The sequence below is a fragment of the Methylobacterium sp. B1 genome, from assembly GCF_000333255.1.
Classification (GTDB): Bacteria; Pseudomonadota; Alphaproteobacteria; order Rhizobiales; family Beijerinckiaceae; genus Methylobacterium; species Methylobacterium fujisawaense.
Genome location: NZ_BACT01000471.1, coordinates 1 through 11539, shown reverse-complemented (window position 1 = coordinate 11539; position 11539 = coordinate 1). Strand labels below are relative to the sequence as shown.

9 protein-coding genes and 3 pseudogenes are annotated in these 11539 nt (G+C 71.7%); 9 read left to right on the top strand and 3 right to left on the bottom strand.

The features are described 5' to 3' along the window. Both I53_RS13830 and I53_RS13825 read left to right on the top strand, forming a co-directional pair. Positions 1-580: pseudogene (locus I53_RS13830) on the top strand (response regulator); the annotation flags it as partial. Between the two features lie 101 nt (positions 581-681). Next, positions 682-987, top strand: coding sequence for a hypothetical protein (locus I53_RS13825; protein ID WP_043351637.1), 306 nt, complete (start codon positions 682-684; stop codon positions 985-987). A gap of 141 nt (positions 988-1128) precedes the next feature. Here the strand turns inward: I53_RS13825 and I53_RS13820 are convergent. Next, positions 1129-2185, bottom strand: a pseudogene (locus I53_RS13820) (DUF2891 domain-containing protein). 166 nt (positions 2186-2351) lie between these two features. Here I53_RS13820 and I53_RS13815 point away from each other — a divergent pair. After that, the gene (locus tag I53_RS13815; RefSeq protein WP_043351635.1) at positions 2352-3119 is read left to right on the top strand and encodes a CDP-diacylglycerol diphosphatase; all 768 of its coding nucleotides are present in this window, start codon (positions 2352-2354) and stop codon (positions 3117-3119) included. Between the two features lie 27 nt (positions 3120-3146). On the opposite strand, the gene I53_RS13810 is transcribed toward I53_RS13815, so the two are convergent. Beyond that, positions 3147-4049 (bottom strand): LysR family transcriptional regulator, encoded by a 903-nt coding sequence (locus tag I53_RS13810; protein ID WP_043351634.1) that lies wholly within the window; start codon positions 4047-4049, stop codon positions 3147-3149. Between the two features lie 170 nt (positions 4050-4219). Between I53_RS13810 and I53_RS13805 the strand changes: the two genes are divergently transcribed. From I53_RS13805 to I53_RS13780, 6 genes are all read left to right on the top strand, one after another. Continuing rightward, on the top strand, positions 4220-5752 hold the full coding sequence (locus I53_RS13805; RefSeq protein WP_043351632.1) for an ABC transporter substrate-binding protein: 1533 nt from the start codon (positions 4220-4222) through the stop codon (positions 5750-5752). 192 nt (positions 5753-5944) lie between these two features. After that, positions 5945-6862, top strand: coding sequence for an ABC transporter permease (locus I53_RS13800; RefSeq protein WP_043351630.1), 918 nt, complete (start codon positions 5945-5947; stop codon positions 6860-6862). Between the two features lie 14 nt (positions 6863-6876). Further along, positions 6877-7812 (top strand): ABC transporter permease, encoded by a 936-nt coding sequence (locus tag I53_RS13795; RefSeq protein ID WP_043351629.1) that lies wholly within the window; start codon positions 6877-6879, stop codon positions 7810-7812. 60 nt (positions 7813-7872) lie between these two features. Beyond that, the gene (locus tag I53_RS13790; RefSeq protein ID WP_043351627.1) at positions 7873-9294 is read left to right on the top strand and encodes a M20 family metallopeptidase; all 1422 of its coding nucleotides are present in this window, start codon (positions 7873-7875) and stop codon (positions 9292-9294) included. A 3-nt stretch (positions 9295-9297) separates the two neighbouring features. Then, the gene (locus tag I53_RS13785; RefSeq protein ID WP_043351625.1) at positions 9298-10902 is read left to right on the top strand and encodes an ABC transporter ATP-binding protein; all 1605 of its coding nucleotides are present in this window, start codon (positions 9298-9300) and stop codon (positions 10900-10902) included. A 189-nt stretch (positions 10903-11091) separates the two neighbouring features. Beyond that, a complete protein-coding gene (locus I53_RS13780) occupies positions 11092-11442 on the top strand; it encodes a hypothetical protein (protein WP_043351624.1) in 351 nt (116 codons plus the stop codon). Here I53_RS13780 and I53_RS35120 read toward each other — a convergent pair. After that, positions 11415-11539: pseudogene (locus tag I53_RS35120) on the bottom strand (MucR family transcriptional regulator); the annotation flags it as partial. The gene I53_RS13780 and the pseudogene I53_RS35120 sit on opposite strands and share 28 nt — an antisense overlap.

Sequence of the window (11539 nt, the reverse complement as noted above, 5' to 3'; positions counted from 1 at the left end):
GCTCGCCGGTCATCGGCTTCGCCAGCAGTCGGGCGGCGACATCGACGTGGCGAGCACGCTCGGGCGCGGCACGACCTTCTCGCTCTACCTGCCCCAGGTCGAGGCGCCCGCAGAGGTCGCCGAGGCCGACCGCGACCGCCGCCGGGCGGCGGAACCGCGGCGGGGCCTGTGCATCCTCGTCGTGGAGGACAATCTCGGGGTCGGCCGGTTCTGCACCCAGATCCTGGAGGATCTGGGCCATGCCCCGGTCTGGGCGAAATCCGCCGAGGAGGCGCTGGGCGAACTCGGGCGGACGCCCGACCGCTTCGACGTGGTCTTCTCCGACGTGGTTATGCCGGGGATGGGCGGCTTCGCCCTCGCCCGGCAGCTCCAGGCCGACCGTCCCGACCTGCCGGTGGTGCTGACCTCGGGCTACAGCCACATCCTGGCCACGGACGACGCCCACGGCTTCACCCTCGTGCGCAAGCCCTACTCCGCCGAGCAGCTCGCCCAGGTCCTCTACGAGACGGCGAAGCGCGGCGGGCAGCCGGCCGCCCCGGCGCCGCAGCCGGGCGGCGCTGACGGGGCGCGCGATCCTTAACCGCCTTCGCCCGAATTCGTCCGCGTTCTAACCTAAGCATTTTGGGCCACACCGGACTGGATGTATTGTATTCGCCTCGACAATCGGGGCGCGAGACCGCCATGCCGCTGACCGGACGCTTCTGGTTCCGCCGGACCTGGACCGGCAAGCTGATCCTGCTCGTCGAGGAGGAGCGCGGGCGCTGGTTCCGTCGCCACCTCGGCCGCAAGCTGCGCTGGCGCGATGCGCGGCTCCTCGACCTCGCCGAAGCGCCCCTGCGGAACCTGATGACGCTGGAGCGGACCTACCGCGCCGAGTTTGGCCCCGGAGATCTGCGCCGGCCGGTCGGAATCGCTCCGGTGACGGGCGCATTGCCGTTGCGACGCGGCGTTTCGGATCCAGGAACAAGACCACCTGTGTCGAGTTGATGCCGGGCCAGACGGTGCCGACCGCATTGTCCGGCCGCCCCGCTCGGGCGTTTCCTCCCTAGACTTTCGGACCGTTCTCTTGAGGGCGGTCTTTTTTTATTGTCGGTCCCCTTCCCCAGCCCGGCCCGGGGCGAAGAGTTCTCAAGTTTCTCTTAGAAGATCATCCGGACCGCCGCCCGGGTCGCCGTCCGGCCCCGCCTCCAAGGCCAGAACCGCGAAGGTCGCGAGCCAGTGCTCGCCCATGTAGTCGCCGGTGACGTGCGGGAGCCCCGCCGCGAGGTGATCCTCCGCGGCCGCGCCCAGGAGCGGCCGGCGGGGATCGTCCGCATCGAGGGCCGCGGCCAGCGCGCGGAAGCACCATGCGCGGCTGAGGTTCAGCCCGTCGAGATGCGCGATCTTGCCGTCCGAGCGGTCGGTCACGCGGGCCGGGCGGAACAGGGTCGCGGGCCGGGACGCCGGGAGATCGGGCAGGAACCGGTCGAACCAGGGCGCGAAACGCGCGGGGGGCAGCAGCCGGCGCATGCATTCGGCCTCGATCAGCGCGGAGGACAGGAAGTCGTCGCCGCCGGGCTCGCCCCAGGCCGGGCAGTCCGTGTCCGCCCCGTACCAGCGCTCGGCGGTGTCGCGCAGCAGGGCGGTCAGCCCGGCATCCCCCGCGCCCTCCGCGTAATCGGCCGCCAGGCGCAGCGCGAAGGCGGGTTTAAAATGGGTCCCGACCCCGTACCGGATAGACGGCGACCGCCAGGAAGTCCCCGAAACGCTGCGGGATCATCCCGGCCAGGGGCGCCAGGGCCTGGAACCACCGGGGCTCGGGGAGCCCGGAAATTTCGTCGGCGAGCTTCAGGAGCCAGCCCCAGCCGTAGGGCCGCTCGAAGCCCCGGGCGGTCGGGGCGGCGAAGTAGGCGCATTCCCCCGCCACCGTCTCGGGGGTCAGCTGCGCGTCGAGCCGGGCGCGGATCGCCGGGGCCTGGGGGCCGTCCGGGTACAGGCGCAGCACGCGCGCCAGCAGCCAGGTGCCGTGGACGCAGGAATGCCAGTCGTAGCTGCCGTGGAAGGCCGGGTGCAGGGCCGCGGGGGTGCGGGCATCCGCCGGACCGGCCAGGACGTGCCCGGGCTTGTTCGGATATTCGCGGGCGACGTGGCCCAGGGCGACCGCGGCGAAGCGCGCGGCGATGTCGGGGGTGAGCGCGGTCGTCATCGCGGGCATGGCGTCATCGCGGGCCTCCGGGGCGGCGGAGCGGCCGGCATAGCGGGTTTTCCGGTGCGGCGTCAGCGTCTCCGGATCCTTTGCCGGCAGGACCCCGGATCGGCTATTGCGGGACGGCCAAGCCGACGCGCCGCGCCGGCCCGATCGGGGAGCCCTCATGCGCCGCGCGCCGTTCGCCGCCCTCCTCGTGGCGCTCTCCGCGATGGCCGCGGTCCCGGCCGCGGCCGCCCCCGATCCGAGCCGCGACGTCCTGTGGGCGGCGCTGAAGACCTGCGTGCTCGCCAAGCGGCTCGCCAACCGGACCTTCCCGTGCCTCTCGGTCGACCTGGGCGACGCGGATCGTCCGGGCTCGGCGGTGCTGCGCGCCCCCGGCGAGCCGACCCACAGCGTCGTCATGCCCACCGACACCGTGGCGGGCCTGGAGGCACCGGTCCTGCGCGGGCCGCGGGGCGCCGCCTACTGGCGGGCGGCCCTGGCGGCGCGGCCGCTCGTGTCGGACGTGCTGAAAGGGAAGCTGTCCCCCGCGGAGGTCGGGCTGGCGGTCAACTCGGCCCGGGGCCGCAGCCAGGACCAGCTGCACATCCATCTCGACTGCCTGAAGCCGAGCGTGCTCAAGGCGGTCCGGGCGCACGGCCGGCAGGTGCGCCACACCTGGAGCCGCTTCCCGGTGCCACTGGCCGGCGACCGCTACTACGCCCTGCGCGTGCCGGAGGCGGAGGCCGCGCAGTCCAACCCGTTCGCGGCCCTGCACACCCTGCCGGGCGCCCGGCCGGACCTGCACCGGACGAGCTTCGCGGCGCTCGCCACGCCCCCGGGCGATCCCGAGCCGGGCTACATCCTGCTGGCCTACCGGGCGCCGAGTGCCAGCGCCGAGGACGTCATGGACCACAGCTGTCGGCTCGCGGCTGACCGGGGCGGCGCCTGAGCGGTCGCGGGCCGAGCGCGCCGAGGGTCACGGCGATCGCGGCGGCGGCAGCGCGTCGAGCAGCTGGCGCAGGAATGCCCGCACCGCCTTCGGCAGCCGCCGGTCGCGCATCGCCTGGATCTTCACGCCCCGGGCGAGGCTCGTCCGGGACTGGATCGGCAGGCTGACAAGCTCGTTGAGCCGCAGGGGCGTCTGCACCGACAGCGCCGACATCAGGGCGATGCCGCGGGAGCGCCGCACGAAGGGCAGCAGCGCCGAGAGATTGTTGGAGGTCAGCACCGGCTCCACCGCGATGCCCTCGTGCGCGCAGGCGGCGTCGAAGACCTGCCGCAGGGTCGTGTCCCGGGTCGGCAGGGCGACGGGATAGTCCAGCAGGTCGGCGAGGCGCAGGGCGGGCGCCCGCGCGAGGGGATGGTCGGGCGCGGCCAGCGCCAGCATGTCGACCTGCCCGTCGTAGAGCACCTCGACCTGCGCGGTGGGTGTCAGCGCGAAGGTGATCCCGAGATCGGCATCCCCCACTGCCACCGTCTGGGTGACCTGGGCCGGGGGCTGGACCGTGACCTCGAAGCGGATGCCGGGATGGGCCGCGTGGAAGGCCGCGATCGCGTTCGGCACGATGTCGAGGGAGAAGCCCTCGGAGCAGGCGACCCGGATCAGCCCGCGGGCGAGCCCTTCCAGCTCCCGGATCTCGGTGACCACCTGCTCGGAGCGGATCAGCACCTGATGGGCGTGCTGCGCCAGCAGCTCCCCGGCCGGGCTCGGCACCATGCCGCGCGGGCGCCGCTCGAACAGCACGCAGTCGAGCTCGGCCTCCAGGTTGGCGATCTGCCGGCTGATCGCCGAGGCCGCCACGTTGAGCTGGGCCGAGGCCGCAGCAATCGAGCCGGTGCGGGCCACGGCCAGGAAGTAGCGCAGGCCCGTCGTCTGCATTATCGTGCCCGATACGCTGTATGCTGCCATGCACATTGCCAATACGGCAACGCAGCACTCGCCAAATTCTACTTGTTGCGATCCCAGATGCACAACACCATGGCAGGGTGAAAAACGCGGCAGCCGCGGATCGATCCGCCGGACCTGTCCGCCGCGCCGTCGGAGACCGCATGCCGCTACGGATTCTCACCCGGGCCGCGACCCTCGCCGCCTCGTTCGCGACCCTGATCGCCGCGCATCCGGCACTGGCCGGGAAGGCCGACGACACCCTGGTCTACGCCTCTGACAGCGAGCCGGAGAATGTCAGCCCGTATCACAACAGCGCCCGCGAGGGCGTGATCCTGGCCCGGAACTGCTGGGACACCCTGCTGTACCGCGACCAGAAGGACGGCACCTACAAGCCGATGCTGGCGACCGCCTGGACCTGGGCGGACGACACGACCCTGGATCTCACGATCCGCGAGGGCGTGGTCTTCCACAACGGCGACCCGCTCGGGCCGGAGGACGTGGCCTTCACGTTCAACTACGTGCTGACGCCCGAGGCGCGCACGGTCACCCGCCAGAACGTCGACTGGATGAAGTCGGTGGAGGTCACGGGCCCGCATAATGTCCGCATCCACCTCAAGGCGCCGTTCCCGGCGGCGCTGGAATACCTCGCCGGCCCGACCCCGATCTTCCCGGCCAATTACTTCAAGAAGGTCGGTCTCGACGGCTTCGCCAAGGCGCCGGTCGGCAGCGGCCCGTACCGGATCACCAAGGTCGACAGCGGCCGCGGCGTCTCCATGGAGCGGTTCGACAAGTACTGGGCCGGCAGTCCGCTGGGTAAGCCGAAGATCGGCAAGCTGCAGTTCCGCGTCATCCCGGACGGCGAGAGCCGGATGGCCGAGCTGATGACCGGCGGCGTCGACTGGATCTGGCGGGTGCCGAGCGACCAGGCCGAGCAGCTGCGCGCCGCGCCCAACATCACGGTCCTCAACTCCGAGACGATGCGGGTCGGCTTCCTGCAATTCGACACGCTGGGCCGCGCCAAGGAGAACTCGCCGCTCAAGGACGTGCGCGTCCGGCAGGCGATTTCCTACGCCATCGACCGCAAGGCGATGGTCGACAACCTCGTGCGCGGCGCCTCGCGGGTGATGAACGCGCTGTGCTTCGTCGACCAGTTCGGCTGCACCGACCAGGGCGTGCCGCGCTACGCCTACGATCCCGCCAAGGCCAAGGCGCTGCTCAAGGACGCCGGCTACCCGAACGGGTTCGAGATCGACCTCGCCGCCTATCGCGAGCGCGACTACGCCGAGGCGGTGATCGGCTATCTCGGCGCCGTCGGCATCAAGGCGCGGCTCAACTACCTGCGCTACGCCGCCTTCCGCGACGCGCTGCGGGCCGGCAAGACCTCGATCGGCTACCAGACCTGGGGGTCGTTCTCGGTCAACGACGTCTCGGCCTTCGACGGGGTGTATTTCCGCGGCGGCGAGGAGGATCTGACCAAGGATCCGCAGGTGATCGCCGATCTCCAGAAGGGCGACGGCTCCACCGATCCGGAGACCCGCAAGGCCGCCTACGCCAAGGCGCTGCAGCGGATCGCCGGAGAGGCCTATGCCCTGCCGATGTTCTCCTACTCGACCAACTACGCCTTCACGTCGGACCTGAACTTCACCGCCCAGCCCGACGAGGTGCCGCGCTTCTACGCGGCGTCGTGGAAGTGAGGATGGTGGTCGTGGCGCGACCGGCTCCCTCTCCCGTGCGGGAGAGGGTTGGGGTGAGGGATCAGGTCTTCCCGGAGAGGTCGCACCCCTCACCCTGTCCCTCTCCCGCACGGGAGAGGGGACCCGCGATCCGCCCCGGTTCCGACGGCGGGAGCCGATCCGGTCCGCCTCGCCGAAAGGGAGCCTGAGCCCATGCTGGCCTTCACGTTCCGGCGCGTGCTGGTCGCCCTGGCGGTGGCCTTCACGGTCTCGGTGGCGAGCTTCCTGCTCCTCCACCTCTCGGGCGACCTCGCGACCGCCATCGCCGGCCCGGAGGCCACCGGGCCGCAAATCGCCCAGATCCGCCAGGATTACGGACTGGACCAGCCGCTGCTGACCCAGTTCCTCACCTGGGGCTGGCGGGCTTTGCACCTCGACTTCGGCAACTCCTTCTATTTCCGCGAGAGCGTGATCGACCTGCTGGCCGCCCGCCTGCCGATCACCCTCTATCTCGGCATCATCGCGCTCGGCGTGGCCCTGTTCGTGGCGATCCCGCTGGGCGTCGTCGCCGCCGTGAAGCGGGATACCTGGATCGACCGGACGGCGCTCGCCGTCTCGGTGCTCGGCCAGGCGATGCCGAGCTTCTGGTTCGGCCTGACGCTGATCCTGATCTTCTCCGTGAACCTCCGCTGGCTGCCGGTCTCGGGCAACGCCACGTGGAAGAACTTCGTCCTGCCGGCAATCGCGCTCGGCTACTACGCGATGCCCGCCGTGATGCGCCTCACCCGCAACGGCATGCTGGAGGTGCTGGCCTCCGACTACGTCCGCACCGCACGCGCCAAGGGATTGCCGCCCAGAAAAATCCTGGTGCGGCACGCGCTGCGCAACGCCGTGATCCCGGTGATCGCCCTGTCGGCGGTGCAGTTCGGCTTCATGCTCGGCGGTTCGATCGTGATCGAGGCGGTGTTCTCGCTCCAGGGGCTCGGGCAGCTCGCCTGGGAGTCGATCGCCCGCAACGACTTCCCGGTCGTCCAGGCGATCGTGCTGGTGCTGGCCATGATCTACATCGGCCTGACGCTGGCCGCCGACCTCCTGAACGCCTTCCTCGATCCGCGCCTGCGCCAGGCCTGAGGACGGAGATCGCCATGAGCCTCCCCCCCGACACGGCGGCGCTCGCCGCCCCCGCCCTGCCCCCGGACGCGCCGGTCGCGCTGGCGGCGGTGCCCTCCCCCACCCGCCTGATCCTGCGGCGGGGCCTGCGCCACACCGGCTTCCTGATCGGGGCCGGAATCCTCGGGCTGATCGTGCTGGCGGCGCTCGCCGCCCCGCTCATCGCGCCGCACGACCCCTACGCGCAGGACGTGTCCCGCCGCCTGATCCCGCCGGTCTGGCAGGCCAAGGGCACCTGGGACCACGTGCTCGGCACCGACAAGCTCGGCCGCGACTACCTGAGCCGCCTGCTCTACGGCGGCCAGATCTCCCTCCTGATCGGGATCTCGGCGGCGCTGATCTCGGGGCTGATCGGCACGGTGCTCGGCCTGTGCGCCGGCTATTTCGGCGGCTGGGTCGATTCGGTGGTCAGCTACGTGGTGACCACGCGGCTCGCCATGCCGGTGGTGCTGGTGGCGCTCGCCATGGCGGCCCTGGTCGGCGGCTCCCTGAAGGTGGTGGTGCTGGTACTGGGCTTCCTGCTCTGGGACCGCTTCGCCGTCGTGACCCGGGCCGCGACCCAGCAGATCCGCAACCAGGACTTCGTCTCGGCCGCCCGCGCCGCGGGGCTGACCGACCTGCGGATCCTCCGCCAGGAGATCCTGCCCAACATCATGAACGCCCTGATCGTCGTGGCGACCCTGGAGATGGCCCACGCGATCCTGCTGGAGGCCGCCCTGTCGTTCCTCGGCCTCGGCGTCCAGCCGCCCCTGCCCTCCTGGGGCCTGATGATCGCCGAGGGCAAGCAGTACATGTTCTTCCAGCCCTGGGTGATCACCATCCCGGGCGTGGCGCTCCTCCTCCTCGTGCTGGCGATCAACCTCCTGGGCGACGGCCTGCGCGACATCACCGCCCCCGAGGCGCGCAACTGACGGCTTCGCCGGGCCAGGGCCCGTCGACAGGTTACCAAAATGTTTCACGGGAAACACACCATGACGCGAGACGCCGCCATCGCGCGCGCCACGGAGGCTTTCGATTCGGGCGCGTTCCTCGCCCTCCTGCGGGAGGCGGTGGCGATGCCCACCGAGAGCCAGGCCCCCGGCCAGGAGGCGGCGCTCCGCGCCTATCTCGACGCCTTCATCGTGCCGCTCGTCGCCCGGCTCGGCTTCGAGACGCCGAAGATCTTCCCGAACCCGGACGGGGTGCACGGCCCGTTCCTGGTCGCCGAGCGGCGCGAGGGCGCGGACCTGCCGACCGTGCTGATCTACGGCCACGGCGACACGGTGCGGGGCTATCCCGAGCAGTGGCGCGCGGGCCTCGGCCCCTGGGAGATCGTGGTCGAGGGTGACCGCTGGTACGGGCGCGGCACCGCCGACAACAAGGGCCAGCACGTCCTCAACCTCGCCGCCCTGGAGCAGGTGATCGCGGCCCGCGACGGCCATCTCGGCTTCAACGTGAAGCTCCTGATCGAGATGGGCGAGGAATCGGGCTCCCCGGGCCTGCGGCCGTTCTGCCGGGAACAGGCCGATTCCCTCCGCTCGGACGTGCTGATCGCCTCGGACGGACCCCGCCTCAGCGGCGAGCGCCCGACCCTCTTCCTGGGCTCCCGCGGCGCCTACAATTTCGAGCTCAGCCTCAACCTGCGCGAGGGCCCGCACCATTCCGGCAACTGGGGCGGCCTGCTGCGCAACCCCGGCACGGTGCTGGCCTCGGCGATCGCCTCGATGGTCGACGCGCGGGGCAGCATCCTGGTGGACGCCCTGCGGCCGCCGCCGATCCCCGAGGGCGTGCGCGCGGCGCTCGCCGACATCCGCGTCGGCGAGGACCCGACCGCGCCCACGATCGATGCCGACTGGGGCGAACCGGGCCTGAGTCCGGCCGAGCGGGTCTTCGCCTGGAACACCCTGGAGGTGCTGGCCTTCAAGACCGGCGATCCGGACGGCCCGCTCAACGCCGTCCCGCCCCACGCCAAGGCGACCCTGCAGCTGCGCTTCGTGGTCGGCACCGATTGGCAGAACCTGATCCCGAACGTCCGCGCCCATCTCGATGCCCACGGCTTCCCGATGATCGAGGTCCGTCCGGCCCGCGCCGCGGAGGTGTTCCAGGCGACACGTCTCCCCGTCGAGGACCCCTGGGTCGAGTGGGCGCTCCAGTCGATCGAGGCGAGCTCGGGCAAAAAACCGGCGCTGCTGCCCAATCTCGGCGGCTCGCTGCCGAACGACGCCTTCTCGGAGATTTTGGGCCTACCGACCCTCTGGGTGCCGCATTCCTACCCGGCCTGCCGCCAGCACGGGCCCGACGAGCACATGCTCGCCTCCGGCACCCGCGAGGGCCTGGCGATCATGGCCGGTCTGTTCTGGGATCTGGGCGAGGCCGGACCCGACATCCTCCGGCGCCGCAAAGCGAGGGCCTGAACCATGAGTGCGCCGGTCGTCCGCATCCGCGATCTGACGATCGCGCTCCCCAAGGGCGCCGACCGCCCGCACGCGGTCGAGGGCCTGAACCTCGACCTCGAGGCCGGGAAGATCCTGTGCGTGGTCGGGGAATCGGGCTCGGGCAAGTCGATGAGCGCCTACGCGCTCACCGGCCTCCTGCCCCGGGCCCTGAAGCCGACGGCCGGCACGATCCTGTTCGAGGGCCGGGACCTCCTGACCCTCGATGAGCCCGCGTGGCGGTCGCTGCGGGGCCGGCGCATCGCCATGGTGTTCCAGGAGCCGATGACGGCGCTGAACCCGGTGATGCGGGTCGGCGACCAGATCGCCGAGATGTTCGAGGCGCACAACCTGCTCAGCCGGAGCGAGCGCTGGGCCCGGGCGGTGGCGCTCGCCACCGAGGTCGGCCTGCCGAACCCGGAAGAGGCGGTGCGGGCCTACCCGCACCAGCTCTCCGGCGGCCAGCGGCAGCGGGCGATGATCGCCATGGCGCTGGCGCTGGAGCCCTCGGTGCTGGTGGCCGACGAGCCGACCACGGCCCTCGACGTCACCACCCAGGCCCAGATCCTCCGGCTGATCCGCGACCTGCAGCGGAAGCGCGGGATGAGCGTCCTGTTCATCACCCATGATTTCGGCGTGGTCGCGGAGATCGCCGACCACGTGGCGGTGCTCCAGCGCGGGCGGCTCGTGGAATCCGGCACGGCCGAGGCGGTGCTGCGCAATCCGCAGGCACCCTACACCAAGGCGCTGCTCGCCGCCGTCCCGAGCCTCACGCCGCCGCCGCGCGCGCCCCTCGCGGCGGCCCCGATCGCCCTCTCGGTGACCGGGCTGTCCAAGACCTATTCCGGGCGCTCCGGCCTGTTCGGCAAGCCGCGGGTCGTGGCCGCCGTGAAGGAGGTCTCGTTCGACGTTCGCCGCGGCGAGACCCTTGGGATCGTGGGCGAATCCGGGTCGGGCAAGTCGACCACGGCGCGGCTCGCGATCCGGCTGATCGAGCCCGACGGCGGTACGGTCCGGCTGGGGGACCTCGACTACACGGCCCTCGGCAAGACGGCCCTGCGCGACAAGCGCAGCCGCATCCAGATGATCTTCCAGGACCCGTTCGCCTCGCTGAACCCGCGGCGCACCGTGGAGCAGATCATCACGGCGGGGCCGATCGCCCATGGGGTCCCGGCCGCCGAGGCCCGGGAGCGGGCCCGAAACCTCCTCGACCTCGTCGGCCTCGATCCGAAGGCCGCCGCCCGCTACCCGAACGCCTTCTCGGGCGGGCAGCGCCAGCGCATCGGCATCGCCCGGGCGCTCGCCATGGAGCCGGACGTGCTGGTGGCCGACGAGGCGGTCTCGGCGCTGGACGTCTCGGTCCAGCGGCAGGTGCTGGACCTGCTGGAGGATCTGAAGCAGCGCCTGTCCCTGGCGATGCTGTTCATCACCCACGACCTGCGGGTGGCCGCCACGATCTGCGACCGGATCGCCGTGATGCACCGCGGCGCCATCGTGGAGATGCGGGGCACCGCGGAGCTGTTCGCCGCGCCGGAGCACGCCTACACCCGCAGCCTCCTCGCGGCGGTGCCGGGCGCGCACGCCTCCTGAGCCCGCCGGGGCCGGGACCGGGCCAATCTGGGACGCAGAGACAAGTTTTTTGGACGGGACCGCCCTGTCCGGCCCCTGCAAGTTCAGTAGGATAGCGCCGTTGTCGCGGGTGGAGCACCCCGACGGATCCACGGCTGCACCCGCTATCCGTCCTCGCTCCCGCCCCGACTGCGGACGGGGTGATTCAGCGTGTCGATCTCAGACAGGACCGACGACAGGCAAGCGATCCGCCGGCGCAGCGCGCCGGATGGACCGCCGGCGCTGCGCCGCGGGCGCGAGCACCGGATCGTGCGCTGGATCAGCGCCGGCAACCGCAAGGCACCGCCCCCCGCGGAGGAGACCACGTCCGCGGCTCCGGATTGCCATGTGATCAAGCTGAGCTGGGCCGACACGTTCGGGCGTCCGGACCGCGCCGCGCTCGGCAGGTCCGTCCCGGGCCCCGCGCAGGTGCTTCCGTTCCAGAGCCGCAAGGCCGAGAGCGCGCCGCCACCGGGCTCCCGCCGCGCCGCCGATCAGCCGCCGGTGCCGGTCCTGCGCTGATCGCTGCGCCCGCCGGGCACGCCGAGGCCGATCGCCTTGGCGAGCGCGGAGCGCTGCGCGGCGTACCCGGGCGCGGTCATCGGGGAATCCTCCGGCA